Raw genomic sequence first — 16,529 nt, 5'->3', positions numbered from 1 at the left:
TGCATCTGTGTTTGCGAAACAAATTTTAAAAAGGATACGGAGATATCTCCTGCTATCGCAAGATGTTGCAGGGATTGCAGGGTATTGACGCCTGTTGCAACGCTGCCTGGCCGGACGTTTTATCGTCTATCGAAACCAGGCAACGCAAAACCAATCAGATAGAGGTTTACAGTCTGACTCTGTGCCAGCGATGGATCTAGTAGCGATATAGTTTCTGCTCGGAATCCCGCATCGCCATAGCCACGGCGCCCCATACGACGGCCGATTTCCCGAGGCTGCTTGGCAATACCTCGGCTACCGCAATCTCACTCTTGCGCAGCATCTCCACTGTCGGCTCCAGTAACGCCGCATGAGCTCCCAGTTCGCCTCCGAATACAAAGAGGCTGGGATTCAAGGTGAGAGCGAGATTGAGAACCACGTCTTTGAGCAGGCGAGCTCGCTGCAAGACCAGTTTCTGTGCAGCCGAGTTGCCTTCCAGCGCGAGGTCCAGCACATCGCTCGCTTTGCGTACTTTGATCGTCGCGCCCGATTTGTTTCCGGCCGCATTCCAGCTTCTTAAAATGCCGGGACCACCTACCACTTGCTCGAGGCCACCGAATTCATACAAAGAAGGTGGCATGCCCGAGACATTGGGGATGCGGAGATAGCCAATTTCTCCAGCCGACCAACTCGATCCATGCACGATCTGGCCATTGACAAATATTCCCGCACCGACGCCCGATCCTACGGTGACGAAGATGAAGCTTTCTTCCGATTGAGCAACACCGCGAAAGTGCTCCCCAATCGCTGCGAGATTGGTATCGTTCTCCACGAACAGGGCACACGAAAATTGTTTTTTCAGCATATCCAGGAGAGGAAGATCTCTCCAGGCGTTTAAATTGCTAACGGAGATCACAACGCCATCTCGAACGTTGATAATTCCGGCCACGCCGACCGTCATGGCAAGTAACTTCTTCCAGGCCAGACTATGTCTCTGCATGATTGCTTTTAGCGACCCACGTAATATCTCGATCACAGCAATTGGATTGCGGGAGTCCTTTGGCAGAGATTCGTACTGTTCCTCGATGAGCGTGCCGTTCAGGTCAGTAACCAGAATGCGAAGCGCATCCGCAGTGATATCGACTCCTGCAAGGCAGCCATAGTCAGCTTTGAAACGAAGATTGTCCGGCCGGCGGCCTCCGCTGGATGTACCTTCGCCAATCCATTCAATCAATCCGAGGTCGTTGAGATCGGAGACGACATTCGCAACCGTTGGAGCGCTCATGCCCGTTTCGCGAACAAGGTCCGCACGCGAACAGTGGTCCAATTTCTTCAACAACATCAAAATTGTGCGCGCATTTGTCTGGCGCATTAATGCTGGACTGCCTATCAATATCCGACTCTTACTCATCCTGCTGCCTCGAACGATCCTAGAAAAATTCTAAAACTTCCGCCATCAGCTCTTATGGGTAATCTAGCTTATCTATTTCCGTTGAAGGAAACAAAAGCGAATGACAAACCTTGAACTGCCTTGATTGAACCTGGCAGTAGCAATCTTGTCTAACCAAAGATGCGGGCAGGGACATCCATGTAGGCCTACTCTGGAATGGAATTCCTACATAGTCTCATAAACTGTTTCATTTGGGGAGAAATACATTACGCAGGATGTCTACCTGCTCGTTTAATAGGCGCTTTGAGACCTCCGCAGAAGGAATACTGGCGAAACCATGAGGAATGGAGGGAACCAGGTGGAGTTCCACAGCTACTCCGGCCTCTGTCAGGCGCCGTGCGTAATGGAGGCCTTCATCTCGAAGGGGATCAAGACCGGCGCAGAGTACGTACGCTGCGGGCAGGTCAGATAGATCTTCAGCGCGCGCCGGAGCCGCGTAAGGCGAAACCTCCTGCACGTTTTGGCCAAGGTACCAACGCCACATGCCCTCTGCTTCGGGTCTCGCAAAGTCAGGAACATCGGTAAATTGACGTGCGGACGGCGTCTCGAGACGGTCATCCAGCGCAGGAATCAACAGCATTTGGAAGCAGATCCTGGGCCCCTTGCGATCACGCGCGAGCAGAGCGATGGCGGCGGCGAGATTCGCTCCCGCACTGGAGCCTCCTACAGCAAGAAGGTCGCGATCCAGATTCAGGTCCTGGCTCTCGTTCCAGAGAAACTCTAGTACGCGGTAACAGTCTGTAAGCGCGGCGGGGAAGGGGTTTTCAGGAGAGAGCCGGTAAGCAACGCACACAACGGCACACTGCGCGTTGTGTGCATAATGGGCGCATTGCCGCTCCTCAGAGAAGAGGTCTCCGCAATAAAACCCACCCCCATGAAGGTAGAGCAGTACGGGCAGTGCGCCCCCTGCGGCTTTTGGGCGATAGATACGTATCGGGACCTGCTTCTCTTCGCTGTTGGAAGAAGGAACATCCAGGTCTTCTACCGCAAGATCTAACTCTGATGCCCACGACTTAGAGCCCTGCCGCGCAGCAGAGAGTGCTTCACGCGCAACGTTTGCATCCCGGAGAACCTCCCTCGGGTGCTTGGCAAGCGATGCGAACGCAGGGTCCATCGGTAGGTTCGACATTCATTCTCCACGAGCTTAGAAGATAGATTTTTCCTGTACAAAGTCCCGCATCTCCTCACGGAAAGGCAGAGCGGTAAGAGCGCCGCGGGCACGGGTGGAGAGGGAGCCGCAGATGCAGGCCCTCCGCAGCTGCTCTTCGATATCGGCCCCGGATAGCCAGGCATCGATAAAGCCGGCATCAAAAGCATCGCCCGCCCCGGTGGTATCGATCACTTGAACATCTGGCGGCACCATCGTGTATAGCCGGTCGTTCTGAAAAGTGACAGCTCCACGAGGCCCCAGCTTAATGACTGTGTGGTGCAGTCCCAATGCGGCACAGGAACGCAACATCTGTTCTGGTTTCTTGTGTCCGGTCAGCAATTGGGCTTCGCTCTCGTTCGGTAAAAATAGGTCGACCATGCGTAATATATCAAGGCTTCCAGAGCTTAGGAACCAATCCTTACGCCAGCCCGGATCGATCGATAGGGTGCAGCCGGCGGCACGCAGGGAAGGCAGCAATACCTTTGCAAGTTCAACTTCGAGCGGCATGGCGAAATGAACGTGCTGAGCCATGGAAAGAGCGGCGATCGTTTCAGGCAGAGCTACATACTTTTCCAGAATTCGATTGGCCCCGGCATAGCTCAAGAAGCTGCGGTCCGAGGTCGTCGACATGCTTACAGTGAGTGCATTTGGGAGCTCAGAGGAGGCAGCGTGCTCAGCATGCACTCCAAACGAACTTAGTCTCAAGCGAAGCCACGCCTCTTCATCTTCCCCAAACACTCCGAAGATGGAGGAGTTGTGGCCAAGGCGAGCCAGGGCGCAGGCTGTGTTGACGGTGCCGCCTCCGGCCTCGCGGCGATACTGCTCTGCGAAGACCTCTTCCCCAGGCAGCGGGACGTGGTCAAAATCGGTAAAGATATGGTCTACATATACTTCGCCGACAACGGCGATATTCCAGCATTTAGTCATAAGGTTTCAAAAGGCCAGCTTTGTTCCTGGCGTGATTTATAGAGAAAAGCAGCTATTCCCGCGAGCGTGATGGCGAGGGCGAGAAGGATATTTCTTACACCGCTGGAAGCCAGAATAAGGAGCCATCCTATAAAAGCGATGACTACCGGCAACGGATAGAGCGGCATGCGAAAGGTAAGATTATTCTTGCCGGCGTGGCTCCTGCGCAATAGAACCACCGCGACGCACTGGGCAAGAAACTGGACCATCGTCTGGATAACGATGACCAGGCTGATGAGCGTACTAAGGCTGAGCAAGCAGGCACAGGCAGAGAGAACTCCGAGGATCAGCAACGACATATGCGGGAAGTTCTTCGTCGGGTGTTCCTTCGCAAAGATGCTGAAGAACTCTCCTTGCTTTGCAGCCGCAAAGGGAATGCGCGAGAAGCCGAGCAGGATTGCGAACACGGAGGCAAAGGCTGCGACCAGGATGAGCACATCCGCGATCCTGGCATACCTGACGTTGTAAACCGCCTGCATGTAGTCCGCTACGATCGCACTGGAGTGCATACTCTGTTGAACCGGCAGTACGCCGATGATGGCAAGGTTCATGGCGATGTAAAGAATAGCCACCAGGAAGATAGAACCGATGATCGAGTAGGGGATCGTGCGTTCGGGACGCTTCAATTCGCCCCCGATCAGGCAGACGTTATAGTAGCCGGCGTAATCGTAGACAGCGATCAGGGTTGCGGCGCCCACACCCTTCCAGAAGGCTCCGTCCATGACTGGATACCCACCGCTGAACTGTTCTTTGAGGGCGAACGGAACGTGTGTCGCTCCACTCACGATGATCCAGATAATCGTTCCGACGACCAGTAACCAGAGCCCGATGGAGATGGCGCTGATCGTCGTGATCCTGCGATAGAGCAGGATCACGTTGATGAGGCAGACCGCCATCGCTACGAGGGAAAGCCCCCCATCGTGGAGGGTGGGCCAGAGATATCGAAGGTACTGGGCAAAGCCCACTGCGCCCGAGGCGATCAGAAGAGGGGCAGTAAGTACAGACGACCAGAGAACAAGAAAGCTTGCCGCCTTGCCGTAGGTTTTCTCTCCGAAGGCATACCGAAGGTAAAAGTAAGGCCCTCCGGAAAAGGGCATGGCAGAGCCGAGTTCCGCCCATACAAGGCCATCGCACAGCGAGATCACCGCGCCCAGAACCCAGGCGAGCAGAACCTTCGAGCCATGTACAGCGATCAGGACGAGGGGGATGCTCAGGAACGGCCCCACCCCTATCATATTGAGCATGTTAGAGGTGCAGGCTCCGAAGAGCCCCATTTGGCGATCTGGACCTTCCTCTGCACCTGCTAGATTGACCTGCATGAGAGGCTCCGGATCACCCATTGAATATAGACGAGTATCCCGCGATGCCGATTCTTTGTCAATAGTCGTTAATAAGCCTCTATGCCTTGCCAAGCCCCTGAGCTGCTTGAAGTTGGCAATACCAGCTTGTTTTCGGCGTTTTAGCGGGGTCGTGGCGGTTGCACTCGCAAACGAAATGAGCAGTCCGTAAAGATTACGTTGACTGGAATACATGTTAACGATACGTTCATAAGTATCTTCCTAAACCGAAATCCCCGCACTTCGGAGAAGGTGCCCCTGCCGCTTCATGTGAAGTTGTACGCAGCGTTTCAGGGGGCGTAAACTGAGGGCGCAAGGAGGCCAGCATAGTGTTGAAAGAGGTGGCCAAACCGATCTCCTTGATGTTGTGCCTGCTCTCCCTGTGTGCTGTCTTCCATACGGCTTTTCTTGGTCCGCCAAGCGGACTTCACGAGAGAATCTGGGACTCTCTTGAGTTGCTGGCACTGTCCGGCGGAATCGCACTCGCAAGCGGGTTGATCTTTGGGGAGTCGGCGCAAAAGCCATCGGCAAACAGTGCGCGGCTTGCGGCTACATTGCCGATGCAGCTGTTCTGGTGGGCGTCAGGCGTGATGTTTCTTCTCTTCGTCGGGTCCTGGTATCTGGAGACCTACTGCATCTTCTATCGGAATGTACATTTTTGACCTGGGAAGTCTCATTCTTGGTTACCTGGTACCCATAGCGTTTTCTGTTTAGCCCCCACAAATTCATGGTCCAGTGTGAAGCATCTCGCGCTTTTTGCGAGATGCTTCACTCGGATACCCGGCTCGCTTCGTCCCCCATCTCTCCGATTTCGAAACAAAGGAACCGTTCGAGAAGTCGCTAACTTGATCCAAGTTCATAACAGCCTCTAGCCACCATGAGTAATTGAATAGTGTCAGGGCGCGTGGAGTTTTACTTGATGGACTTATCTTCGAGGACGGTCCAACCTTGGGCCTTGCGTGCGGCTATTTCGCGCCCGCCGGAGGGTACCGTACCTACTCCAGCTGCAAGCTGACTATCTTCCATATGATTCGTCTTCATCGACGCGTGACATGCGACGAAGCTGACGTCCTTATCCAGCGACTTCGAGATCTCGTTCGTCATTGGGTTGTCTTTGTCGATCAGCTTCAGGCCATCGCCCGTCGCCAGGATCTCGACATAGGTATCGTAGGGCTTTGCGCTCGATGCCATCAGGTCGTTTGCCTTCTTCAGCGCGGCCTGCCAGTTCTCAGAGTTGTTCGTGCCAACGTGGATCAGGACCTTTTGCGTTGGCTGGTTCTGAGGAGAGGCTGGGGCAGCGGATGCAGTGCTCTGGGCGAGCAAGCCTGCGGGAAACAGAAGCAAGGAACAAAATCTGAGCATCCAGTTACGACGTGTCATGTAGTTTCCTTTCAGTTGCAATCCTCTTTGCTTAGTTTAGCTGCGGCATCACCCTCCGAAGGTACGGCACTGCTGATCGAATGCTGGCAGACAGTTTCGCCTCGGTGTGGACGAGTGACGGCAAGCTAAAAACAAAGAAGGAGTTTTGCACTTATTTGGTGCCAAATCGACGCCTGAAGGAGCTAAAATTCATCCCCTACGACCGCCAGAAACGAGCAAAAGTAGATCGAGATGGAACTCAATAATCCGCAGATCATCCAATCATGCCTTGCATGACTAGATACAACTATCTAAAGTTGCAGCCGAACCCGCATCCGCAGCAGAACTCCCGCAATCGCCAGCATAAGCGCCGTAAAGACTGCCGAGCGCAGAGCCCCCGGCAAACCGGAGTTGAGATGCAGCTCAAACCATTTGAAACCCAGCAGCGCGGTAAGGAAGTACCATACATCCGGCAGCAGGTAGGTAAGCAGCGTGTTCGCTCCGGCGGGGTGTACGAGGGCTGCCCAGGAGGTTTGCTTCTTCACGTCGCACAGCCAGAAGAGTGCAGTGAACAGCAGCACAGCCGCTCCCACGCTGTAGAGTCCCCAGGTCGGCGTGTCGCGAATCTTGGAGATGCCGAGCGGCGTCAGAAAGTACCCCGCGATAAGAGCCGCAACGCCGAAGGCCGAGCCCAGCAGGAGTTTATTGCGCAGCGTCTGCCAGCGCTCTTCGCCGATGAAGACGACTGATGTGACGATACCGGCCATCGTGACGAAGGCCATCGTGCCGTCGCCGAAGGGCCATATGTAGAGTGGGAAACCGTGCTCAAAGACGATGATCTTTGCGCTGCAGAGACTGCTGAAGGCCACCAGTACGATGAACCACGCGAGAGAGGCCCACGGCCAGCGGCGCGTTGGAATGTAAAGGAGTGACACGGCGAAGTAGGTGCATCCGATGAGGCCGAGAATCTCCAGGTAGGAAAAGCTAAGCCAGGCGACGTGGCCGTCGTGCGTGAGGCGGCGGAAGATCGCGAACATGACAAGCGCCAGCGCAAGACCTCCCAGGCGCAGCCATTTGTGCAGATTCGCATGGCGGCCATTGCTGGGATAGACACTGAGAAAGAGCGCCATTCCGAGAAGCGCAAGAAGCGTCCAGGCATAGGGAGACATATGCATCAGCGCGGCGCTGCCCTTGCCGGCATTGGCGAGGATCACACCCAGGGCAACCAGGCTGACGGAGCGGATGAGCACATGCAGCCAGAGCTGGGGTATGGAGGGGTTCTTCTTTAGTCGCTGCCGGATCGCGAGCGGCATGGAGAGCCCAATGATGAAGAGAAAGAACGGGAAGACCATGTCGACATAAGTCATCACGTCGATATTGGCCTTCGCGTGATGCGTCCACCAGGGCAAGCCCTGGACGCCATCGAGATCGTTCACGAAGATCATGATGGCCATGGTGAGGCCGCGGAAGATATCGATCGAGGCCACGCGTGTTGTGCGCGGAGCTTCGCTTGCAAATACCGGTTGCGCAGTGGTCATGGTGCTTTATCCGCTGTAGGTTGGGTCAAACCTGTGTGGACAGTATCGAGCAGTGTTCCCGAGGGATCGCCATCGTAATCCCAGAACATAATGCCGCCAAGGTGTTGGTCCATCACGTAGCGCGCCTTCAACGCGAGCGATTCGGTGTCTTCATAGGACACGAAGATCTTCTGGCTTGGGCTGTAGAGGTAGGGCACAGAAGCAGCCTTATCCCAGTAGCGGTCGAAGCCGTTGTTCAGCAACGTTGTCGAGACGATGCTGTACTGTGTGTAGCCTTGCGGCAGCGGAGTCCCGGCCTGAAAGAGACCATGCTGCACGTCGGCGACATCGCCCCACCGATGTCCATAGAAGGGAACGCCGAGGACGATCTTCTCCGCCGGTACTCCCGCCTGCTCGAACTCGTGGACGGAGCGATCGGCGGAGATCTTTTGAGGATCGTTCGGGTCAGTGAAGAGCGGCGCATGATTGCCGGTCGTCTTCTCTGACCCGTAGTAGTCATAGGCCATAAGGTTGACGGTGTCGATATACTGCTGCACCTTATCCATCTCGGTGTTCGCGATGTAGCCCGATGAGGCTCCAGCGGCGATCGTGAGATAGAGTTGCCGATGCAGCTTGCGCTCCTGATGCTTGAAACTCGCGCGTAGTTCTTTCAGCAGCAGTGTGAAGTTGCGCGTATCTTCCGGCCGAAAGTGATTCGTAGATCCCGCCATGCCGGGATACTCCCAGTCGATGTCCAGGCCGTCGAGCTGGTGGCGCTGGACATAGTCAGTCACGCTGGCGATGAACTCACGACGGGAGGCCTTGGTAAGAACCATGTCGGAGAAGCTGTCGGACCATTCCCAACCGCCTACGGAGACGAGCACCGTCAACGAGGGGTTCTGCTGCTTCAGCGCTACCAGATCCGCCAGGTTCTGGTCGTCGTTCTTGAAGCCGTTGACGATACGGCCGCCCCGGATATTCGCAAAGGCATAGTTGATGCGCGTGAGCTTGTTGACGGCAATCTCGTTCGGCTGCAGTGTGCGGTCCTTGAGAAAGACATAAGCGACGATGGCCTTTTGGGGAGGAACCTTCGGTTCGGCGATGGCGTGGAAGCCATTAAGCAGGGTCAGCGCACCTAGAACCGTCAGGCGTAGGGGAGACCAGAAGCTTGGGAAATCGCGGCGTCTTTCATTCATAGACAAGCGTTTGCTCCCTTAGTTATGTTCGTTAAGCAAGTTCAGTATAAAGTCATACCATCATTGTCGATAATCGCTGCGCATGTCGAGAGGAATCTGCTGATTGTGAGAGAACGCATGAAGATGGATCGTTATGGCGTCAAGTTATTCGTGGGCTGCTGCCTGTTTTCGTTCGCTCTGGCGGGTGCCGCTCAGACGCAGGTCCAGCCGCGGGTACTGGTGGACCAGGTCGGCTACGAGACCGCTTCGGTCAAGCAGGCGTTGATTCTGGGGGCGGAACAGGACCACCCACGGCAGTTCTCACTGGTGGATGCTGCGACGGGCAAAACGGTGCTGACGGCGGACCTTACGCCCAGCGGGGAAGTAGATCACTGGGGAGGCCGAGTGTTCTGGACGGCTGACTTCTCCGCGTGGCATACGACCGGGCACTACGAGGTCCGGACGAAGACTGCGGCAGGTGAGGTGAGCTCGTGTCCCTTTGCGATCGAGGACAACCTGCTGGAGCGCGAGACGCTTTCGAATGTCGTGTACTACTTCAAGGGGCAGCGCTCCAGCGGCCTGTTCGACAAGGCGGATCGGCGCTTGAAGGTTCCGGGCGGTTCCGGGTTCGTCGATCTTCATGGCGGCTGGTATGACGCGACCGGCGACTACGGCATCCATCTCTCGCATCAGAATCTGACGTCGTACTTCAATCCGCAGCAGGTGCCGCTGGTGGCCTGGACGCTGTTGAAGAGCTACCTTGTGCTGCAGGCGCGGCACGACGATAACTTCAGTGAATACGAGCGTCGTCTGTTGGACGAAGGCCTATTCGGAGCCGACTACCTGGTGCGGATCAAGCGGCCGGACGGCTCGTTCTACGAGAGCATTACTGAGCCGGGCAAAGAGAAGCTGGCGAAGGACCGGGAGATCGGAAACCCGAACTGGAGGACGCAGATCAAGAAGAACGCATCGGACTCTACCGAGCAGATTCAGACCGCCAACGGCCCGCATGCCTACGAGGCAAGCTTCCGGGCCGGAGGAGGCATGGCGATTGCCGCTTTGGCGCTCGCCAGCACCATGCCCGAGGAAGGCGACATCTCCCGCGCCGAGTATCTGAAGACAGCGGAGAGTGCGTTCGAGTTTCTATCCGCGCACAATCGAGAGCTGTTGAACGATGGCAAAGAGAACATCCTCGACGACTACTGCGCGCTCATGGCCGCGACCGAGCTCTATCGCGCGACGAAGCTGCCGAAGTATCAAGCCGCTGCCGATGGCCGTGCCGAACAGCTGATGGGCCGTCTGACAACGATCGCGGGATATCAGGACCCATGGCGCGCCGACGACGGATCGCGTCCGTTCTTTCATCCGTCCGATGCCGGGCTGCCGGTGGTGAGCCTTCTGGAGTATGCGGAGACCGCGTCTCCCGCGATGCAGCAGAAGGTCTACGCGGCGGTAAAGCGGTCGCTGCACTTTGAGCTGAGCATCACTGCGGAGAAGAACAATCCGTTCGGCTATGCGCGGCAACTGGTGCGCATGGGGGATGGCAAGGTGCGCAGCGCCTACTTCTTCCCGCATGACACGGAGGCCGCTCCATGGTGGCAGGGCGAGAACGCACGGCTCGCTTCACTCGCCGCTGCCGCACGCATGGCCGCACCGTTCTTCGCGGACGATCCTGGCTTTCAAAAGCAGTTACAGGACTATGCGTGGAATCAACTGCACTGGATCGAAGGCCGGAACCCATTTGATGTGAGCATGCTGATGGGCAGTGGTCACGGCGATACCGCGTATATGTTCTTCAAGTCCTATAAGTACACAAGCGCTCCCGGGTCGGTCATTAACGGCGTCACGTCAGCGACGAACGATGAAGACGGCATCGCCTACAACGAAGGCTTTGCCGTGACAGGTAAGGACGAAGACTGGCGCTGGACGGAACAGTGGCTGCCGCATGCGGCCTGGTATCTGTATGCGGTAAGCCTGCCCCATCCGTAAGGTCAACGCTAAGAAAGTGCGGGGTAGCCACTTGAGAATGACAAGTGGCTACCCCGCGATGCAAACGGCTTTCTCTATCCGTACTACTTTGCTTTTCCAACCTCGATCCCGTTGATCTGGGGATTGTCCGCAGCCCCGACGACGAACTGAATCGTAAGGGTTCCGGTGTTGTCCGCCGTCACTGCGAACGACTGCACTGTCGCGATAAACTCCCCGCCCGCCGACGCAAAGATATCGTAGTTCGTCAGGACCTGACTGCCATTGATCAGGACATTGAACTGTCGTTGTCCCGGAGCTGTCCAGAACGTCTCGGCGAAGTGCAGATCCACGATGTAGCTGGCTCCCGGTGTTAGGCCGGGAATCGTATACGTCATCGGACCAAAGCGATTCGTCTGGTAGACCGCTTCAGGGGCGGGGTTGGGAATCTTCGAGGTATTGACTGCGGCACTGGTGCTTGTCGCCGTGCCACCGGAGAAGTCTTTATCGGCTGCCCAGGAGCCCACTGCCGCTCCACCGGCATTGATATCCAGAACGTCGGAGGCGATGGCGCCACCAGCGGTCAGAGTCGTGATGCTGGCTTCATTCGTGGCAACTGAAAGTCCCGCCTGGTTCAAGGCAGCGACGGCGTAGTAGTAGGTTGTCGCTGGATTCGCACTGGTATCCGAGTAGGTCGTTCCCGTCAGTCCCGAAGCCAGTTCACTTGCAGCCGTGGTCGCGAACCCAGGCTCCTGGCTGCGAAACACGCTGTAGGTAACTCCCGGAGTAGCACTCGCGGACCATGTGAGGTTGATCTGCTTCGTGGAGGCTTCAGTTGCGGTCAGCTTCTTCGGAGCGGCTGGAGCAGCCGCGCAGTTTGTCTTGCACAGAAGTCCGATCTCGATGCCATTGATCTGCGGATTATCCGCTGCGCCCACCGTGAACTGGATCGTGATTGTTCCGGTGGAGTCGGCGATCGCAGACAGCGACTGCACGACCGCGGTGTCGATCTTGCCGGCATAGGCGATGATGTCGAAGTTTCTCAGCACCTCCTTGCCATTAATCAACACGTTGAATTCGCGCTGCCCAGGCGAGGTCCAGAAGGTCTCTGCAAAGTGCAGGTCCACGACATACTTCGCGTTAGGTGTCAGCCCCGGAATCGTATAGGTCATAGGACCGAAGCGGTTGTGCTGGTATACGGATTGCGGTGCGGGATTCGCGACGAGCGAGGTGTTGACCGTTGCTCCTGTGCTGGTAGCCGTGCCGCCTGTAAAGTCTTCGTCTGCAACCCAACTTCCGTTGGCCGGGCCGCCTGCGCTGATGTTGATCACATCCTGGCTGATGATTCCACCGGTGCTGGGGATCGCGGCGGTTGCCTCATTGGAGGCGCCCGACGTGCCACTGTCGTTCGTCGCTTCGACGACGTAGTAGTAAGTCGTCCCAGGGTTGACTGCGTTATCCGTGTACGAAGTTCCAATCACGCCCGAGTAGACCAGGTCGCTCGCCGAGGGTGCGAAGCCGGAAGACATGCCTCGAAATACGCTGTAGCGGACACCCGGACTAAAGCTTGGTCTCCAGGAAAGATCGATCTGATTGGAAGACACTACGGCAGCCTTTAGATCTCCCGGAGCAGTCGGCGCTATCGGGCAGCCGAAGGTGCAGGGCGCGCCCTGATAGAACGGCAGAAAGCTTGTCTGGGTGCCGCTCTGTACCGAGCCGCCAGCCTCGTCCACCACATGGGTGATGGAGCCGCTTCCCGGCAGGAAGACGGAGACGGCATGCGTCACCGTAACGCCGGGCGTATTCGGCACCGAGATCCCGCTGTCTTCGACGATATCGACGCCCTGGTTGAAGAACGAATAAACGCCCATGCCGTACGCCGTATGGTTCTTGACCTGCGGAGCAACCACATAGGAGGGGTAACCATTCGCGCTGCCATCCATCCAGGCGCTCTGGCTAGGCGGGTCGTAGGGCAGCTCGCTCTGGTAGAAGATCGTTTCGCCGCGTTCGCCGTTCCACTGCACCTGGGCCTGCTCGTAGTGTTCGACGGCGAGGCCCAGCGCGGTGACGTTGTCTCCGTTAACAATCACACCATGTTCGGCCACGTTGACGGTCCATCCGACACCGTTTCCGTGGTCCGCGCGCCACGCCCAGATGTTGTCCAGGATGACGTCGTTGCTATCGATCTGGAGCGTGGTGGTCGCAGTGCCCGGCGTGCCTCCGCCAATGCGGAAGAAGACGTCGTTAAGAGACGTCGGGTTCAAATGGTGCGAGGGTCTCCATCCGTTCTGATTCCCGAACCAACTTTCGGAGGCTCCAACCTGCATCAAGACAGGGGAGTTGACGGGCCCTGCATCGATCAGCAGGGCTGCAAGCCGCACTCCGTCGACGTCGGCGACTGTGATGGCTGCGGTTCCTGTCTGGGGAACCAGTGTCGGGTAGCCCAGGCCCAGCACGACCGTGTTCGGCCTCGTGATGTTGATCGATCCTTGAAGCGGATAGATGCCGGGAGTCAGGATCAGATTCTTGCCCTCGGCCAACGCTCTATTGATCTGCGCGACGGGAGTCGAAGGTTGCGCAATAAAGAAATCATCAATGGAGAGGGAGTATCCATGCTCGAGGCCATGGGACCAGGTGATTCCGGACGAGCCTTCTTGCAGCGTCGGCACGAAGACGTTGAACCTGTTCCACTTGTCCACATACAGGAAGGGCTTCTCACGGCTTACCGGAGTGGTTGGAAGCACGGTGAACGTATTGCTCGGATAGTTTGAGAACGGGGCACCTTCTACCCCGGAGAAGACCATGTTCCAGTTACTTCCGCTCCAGCTTCCGATGCGGCTGTTGCGTGTGTACCACTGCTGCTGCGAGCAGGAGTTGAGATTTCCTGTAACTACGGTGTCCGAGATGAAGCCGCCGCTCGAAAAGTTGCAGGCGGCGTTGGTCAGCTCCATCGCTCCGTTGACCTGCATCCTCCGGAAGGATATGCCCTGCGAGACGCCCCATTGCAGCGTCGTCGGCGAGTTTTCCGTCATGTTCTCAATCGAGCGCCAGAAGATGGTGGTGAGCGCGCCAAACTCGTCCACCTCATTCTGTTCGATGGAGCCGTTGATGGTGACGTCATTCGGCGACTCGCCCAGACCGGAGACGGACTCGTAGTAGCCTACCTGCGCCTGGACGCTATAGGTTCCCGGCATGAACAACACCGCATGGCGATTCGTGCTGAACTGGGCCTCCTGCGAAAGAGAATCCAGCTTGCTCTGAATCGTCGCGCTCGACATATCGGGCGTGATGATGGAGACGTTCGGGCCGAAGTTGGGTGTGGCCTGCGCCGATCCTCGACTGGTCAAAAGAGGAAGTGCGCTGAGCGTGAGACCCAGAAGAAGCGCGGAGGAAAAGCTCCGGCGTTTTCCGGTTCCGAACGATATTCCGTTCACAAAGGAGGAGGGGCGATGGATGTGCGCCATGAACTTGCAACTCTGGTGTGTCATGAGACCTCTGTCAGATGGAGTCGAGCGGTTTTCTTTGCCACTTTCCTCAATTCCTCAAGAGGCCCACCACTTTAAACCGGTCAACCTGGCTGTGGCCTATTCGCGTCATGAGAAGGATCAAGAAAATAGCGTAGACAAGATCGCACGATCACGCTTTGACTGTCCAGCGAGGCCGGATTGTCCTGAAGAGTGCAGATAAAGGTTTGTCTCAGTTCGAACGCACCAGCCGGATCACGGCATACAACTGAAAAAGAGCGATGACAAAGGGCCCATAGGTCTTTCCAGGATCTTGCTGCACGAGACCGACGATGGAATCGAGAAACTGAACACCCCCTGCAAGACTACCGAGGACGACAAGCGCCGATATCCAGCGTTTGTAGATGGCTACGAATACGACACACGCCAGCGGGATCGTGCGGGCGGCCGCGTACAGCGCAAAGATCAACGACGCATTTGTAGGGACATAACCGGCGGGCAGAATGGACTCAGGGCGAAGGAGTCCTGCGATAGAAAATCCGCTGGCTATCAGGACATTCAGGGCTGTGATCCACGAAGCGATGCGGAATGCTCTTGCTCGTGAAGAGACGCTTGCCATGGTTCGATCTACCTCTCGCTTGAAGGGCGTTTACATCTTCTTGGCTGCAACTGATTTTTCAGAGGGAAGCTGACTTACATCCCAGCCTCCGCCAAGGGCTTCTATGAGCTGAACACTGCTCGTCACCTGCTGTACGTGCAGCGTGACCGCGGTCTGCTGATTGCTGAGCAAGGTCGTCTGCGCGGTGAAGACATTCAGGTAGGTATCGACCCCGGTGCGATACCGGACATCGGCTAGATCGTAGTACCGCTGTGCTGCGGTGATCGCCTGCTGTTGTTGTTGCCTCTGCTGCGTGAGGATGCGCAGGGAAGCAAGGTAGTCCTCGGTCTGCTGAAACGCGGTGAGCACTGTCTGTCGATAAGCAGCGACGTCGCCGTCGTACTGCGCCTGGTACTGTGCAATGGTGGCGCGGCGCAGGCCTGCATCAAACAGCGTCTGCGATGCAGACGGGCCAACGGAGAAGAAACGGCTGGGCCACGCAAACCAGTTTCCTATGGTGGAACTCTGCAGGCCGCCTTCCGCGGAGAGGCTGAAGCTAGGGTAGAAGGCTGCCGTCTCCACGCCGATGAGAGCGTTCGCCTGCGACATGGTGCGTTCGGCTGCGGCAATGTCAGGACGACGCTGCAAAAGCTCCGAAGGCACGCCTACCGGAATGGCGGGAACCTCTGTCGTAAGTGAGCGCACCGGTATGGAGAACGTCGATGCGGGCTCGCCAAGCAACAGGGCGATGGCGTGCTCATACTGGGCTCGCGCGACCCCGAGATTGGTCGCTGTTGCCTCGGCTGTCCGGAGGTTGAGCTCTGCCTGGGCAATGGCCTGATCGTCGTCGATACCGGTCGTTCGCAGGACCTGTGTCAGCTTGAGGCTCTGGCGCTCGGCTTCGATGGATTGCTGATAGAGCGCGATCAGTTCGTCCTGGCCGCGAATCTCGAAGTAGTCGACGGCAAGATTCGCCTGCTCCGTGAGCCGTTCATTGGCGAGGTCGGCGGCGCTGACCTGGGCCGCGTTGGCATACTCGCGGACAGTGTTCCGAATGCGTCCCCAGACGTCGGGCTCCCACGACACATCGAAGGGAAGGTTGAAGTCGTTGCTGTTGAGATTCACATTGCTGAGCCCCTGGCTGCCTTCATTCGCTGAGGCGCGGGCCCGTGTGTAGGCAGGCGTGGTGGTAACCGTCGGCGAGTAGCTGGCCCGGGCCTGCCGCACCTGCGCACGCGCCGCCATGAAGTTCTGAAAAGACTGCGCGATGTTCTGGTTGGAAATATTCAGCTTGTCTTCAAGCGCGTTGAGTTCAGGCTCCTGATAGATCTCCCACCACTTGCCGCGCAGAGTTGCGTCCTGCGGTGTGGCAGGTTTCCAGGTGCTGCCGTCCGCAGCTACCTGCGGTGCGACTTCTTTGAATGCAGGAGGAGCCTGGACCACAGGTGGAATGTACTTGGGGCCAACCCTGCAGCCCTGCAGAAGCAGTATGGTTCCGGCGATAGCTGCGGTGATGGTGCGGCGTCGAGGAGTTGATACGAAACGAAAAGGGGAAGCCATTGGTTTTAT

12 protein-coding genes are annotated in these 16,529 nt (G+C 57.0%); 2 read left to right on the top strand and 10 right to left on the bottom strand.

Going from position 1 to position 16,529, the window contains the following annotated elements; all coding sequences use genetic code 11:
- Positions 1 to 196: 196 nt before the first annotated feature.
- The 4 genes from ACIX8_RS20330 to ACIX8_RS20315 all read right to left on the bottom strand — a co-directional run bounded on the left by ACIX8_RS20330 (position 197) and on the right by ACIX8_RS20315 (position 4,864).
- Positions 197 to 1,264, bottom strand: a complete 1,068-nt coding sequence (locus ACIX8_RS20330) for an ROK family protein (RefSeq protein WP_190273710.1) — start codon at positions 1,262 to 1,264, stop codon at positions 197 to 199.
- A 352-nt stretch (positions 1,265 to 1,616) separates the two neighbouring features.
- Positions 1,617 to 2,558, bottom strand: coding sequence for an alpha/beta hydrolase (locus tag ACIX8_RS20325; protein WP_014267266.1), 942 nt, complete (start codon positions 2,556 to 2,558; stop codon positions 1,617 to 1,619).
- Positions 2,559 to 2,573: 15 nt separating this feature from the next.
- Positions 2,574 to 3,506, bottom strand: coding sequence for a carbohydrate kinase family protein (locus ACIX8_RS20320; protein WP_014267265.1), 933 nt, complete (start codon positions 3,504 to 3,506; stop codon positions 2,574 to 2,576).
- A complete protein-coding gene (locus tag ACIX8_RS20315) occupies positions 3,503 to 4,864 on the bottom strand; it encodes an APC family permease (protein WP_014267264.1) in 1,362 nt (453 codons plus the stop codon). The genes ACIX8_RS20320 and ACIX8_RS20315 overlap by 4 nt, the downstream gene beginning before the upstream one ends.
- 347 nt (positions 4,865 to 5,211) lie before the next feature.
- Between ACIX8_RS20315 and ACIX8_RS20310 the strand changes: the two genes are divergently transcribed.
- On the top strand, positions 5,212 to 5,544 hold the full coding sequence (locus ACIX8_RS20310; RefSeq protein ID WP_014267263.1) for a hypothetical protein: 333 nt from the start codon (positions 5,212 to 5,214) through the stop codon (positions 5,542 to 5,544).
- A gap of 250 nt (positions 5,545 to 5,794) precedes the next feature.
- Here the strand turns inward: ACIX8_RS20310 and ACIX8_RS20305 are convergent, their stop codons facing one another.
- The 3 genes from ACIX8_RS20305 to ACIX8_RS20295 form a co-directional block, all read right to left on the bottom strand.
- Positions 5,795 to 6,262, bottom strand: coding sequence for a DsrE family protein (locus ACIX8_RS20305; RefSeq protein WP_014267262.1), 468 nt, complete (start codon positions 6,260 to 6,262; stop codon positions 5,795 to 5,797).
- A 290-nt stretch (positions 6,263 to 6,552) separates the two neighbouring features.
- Complete coding sequence (locus ACIX8_RS20300) at positions 6,553 to 7,779, bottom strand: DUF5009 domain-containing protein (RefSeq protein WP_014267261.1); 1,227 nt, start codon at positions 7,777 to 7,779, stop codon at positions 6,553 to 6,555.
- A complete protein-coding gene (locus ACIX8_RS20295) occupies positions 7,776 to 8,954 on the bottom strand; it encodes a glycoside hydrolase family 18 protein (RefSeq protein ID WP_014267260.1) in 1,179 nt (392 codons plus the stop codon). Before ACIX8_RS20295 ends, ACIX8_RS20300 begins: the two co-directional genes overlap by 4 nt.
- 117 nt (positions 8,955 to 9,071) lie before the next feature.
- Between ACIX8_RS20295 and ACIX8_RS20290 the strand changes: the two genes are divergently transcribed.
- Positions 9,072 to 10,922, top strand: coding sequence for a glycoside hydrolase family 9 protein (locus ACIX8_RS20290; RefSeq protein ID WP_014267259.1), 1,851 nt, complete (start codon positions 9,072 to 9,074; stop codon positions 10,920 to 10,922).
- An 83-nt stretch (positions 10,923 to 11,005) separates the two neighbouring features.
- On the opposite strand, the gene ACIX8_RS24870 is transcribed toward ACIX8_RS20290, so the two are convergent.
- The 3 genes from ACIX8_RS24870 to ACIX8_RS20275 all read right to left on the bottom strand — a co-directional run bounded on the left by ACIX8_RS24870 (position 11,006) and on the right by ACIX8_RS20275 (position 16,520).
- Positions 11,006 to 14,386 (bottom strand): malectin domain-containing carbohydrate-binding protein, encoded by a 3,381-nt coding sequence (locus tag ACIX8_RS24870; protein WP_014267258.1) that lies wholly within the window; start codon positions 14,384 to 14,386, stop codon positions 11,006 to 11,008.
- Between the two features lie 208 nt (positions 14,387 to 14,594).
- Positions 14,595 to 14,981, bottom strand: coding sequence for a hypothetical protein (locus ACIX8_RS20280; RefSeq protein WP_014267257.1), 387 nt, complete (start codon positions 14,979 to 14,981; stop codon positions 14,595 to 14,597).
- A 30-nt stretch (positions 14,982 to 15,011) separates the two neighbouring features.
- Positions 15,012 to 16,520 carry an efflux transporter outer membrane subunit gene (locus ACIX8_RS20275; protein ID WP_014267256.1) on the bottom strand — a complete coding sequence of 503 codons (1,509 nt, stop codon included), beginning with the start codon at positions 16,518 to 16,520 and terminating at the stop codon, positions 15,012 to 15,014.
- Between the last annotated feature and the right edge of the window lie 9 nt (positions 16,521 to 16,529).

Origin of the sequence: Granulicella mallensis MP5ACTX8 (genome assembly GCF_000178955.2) — a bacterium.
GTDB classification, from domain to species: domain Bacteria; phylum Acidobacteriota; class Terriglobia; order Terriglobales; family Acidobacteriaceae; genus Granulicella; species Granulicella mallensis.
The sequence above is the reverse complement of the archived record's forward strand: the minus strand, read 5'-3'. Positions and strand labels throughout refer to the sequence as shown.

Excerpts from the sequence above, each read along its gene's own strand:
- ACIX8_RS20330 (WP_190273710.1), bottom strand. The coding sequence starts at position 1,264 with ATGAGCGCTCCAACGGTTGCGAATGTCGTCTCCGATCTCAACGACCTC.
- ACIX8_RS20325 (WP_014267266.1), bottom strand. The coding sequence starts at position 2,558 with ATGTCGAACCTACCGATGGACCCTGCGTTCGCATCGCTTGCCAAGCAC.
- ACIX8_RS20320 (WP_014267265.1), bottom strand. The coding sequence starts at position 3,506 with ATGACTAAATGCTGGAATATCGCCGTTGTCGGCGAAGTATATGTAGAC.
- ACIX8_RS20315 (WP_014267264.1), bottom strand. The coding sequence starts at position 4,864 with ATGCAGGTCAATCTAGCAGGTGCAGAGGAAGGTCCAGATCGCCAAATG.
- ACIX8_RS20305 (WP_014267262.1), bottom strand. The coding sequence starts at position 6,262 with ATGACACGTCGTAACTGGATGCTCAGATTTTGTTCCTTGCTTCTGTTT.
- ACIX8_RS20300 (WP_014267261.1), bottom strand. The coding sequence starts at position 7,779 with ATGACCACTGCGCAACCGGTATTTGCAAGCGAAGCTCCGCGCACAACA.
- ACIX8_RS20295 (WP_014267260.1), bottom strand. The coding sequence starts at position 8,954 with ATGAATGAAAGACGCCGCGATTTCCCAAGCTTCTGGTCTCCCCTACGC.
- ACIX8_RS20290 (WP_014267259.1), top strand. The coding sequence starts at position 9,072 with ATGAAGATGGATCGTTATGGCGTCAAGTTATTCGTGGGCTGCTGCCTG.
- ACIX8_RS24870 (WP_014267258.1), bottom strand. The coding sequence starts at position 14,386 with ATGACACACCAGAGTTGCAAGTTCATGGCGCACATCCATCGCCCCTCC.
- ACIX8_RS20280 (WP_014267257.1), bottom strand. The coding sequence starts at position 14,981 with ATGGCAAGCGTCTCTTCACGAGCAAGAGCATTCCGCATCGCTTCGTGG.
- ACIX8_RS20275 (WP_014267256.1), bottom strand. The coding sequence starts at position 16,520 with ATGGCTTCCCCTTTTCGTTTCGTATCAACTCCTCGACGCCGCACCATC.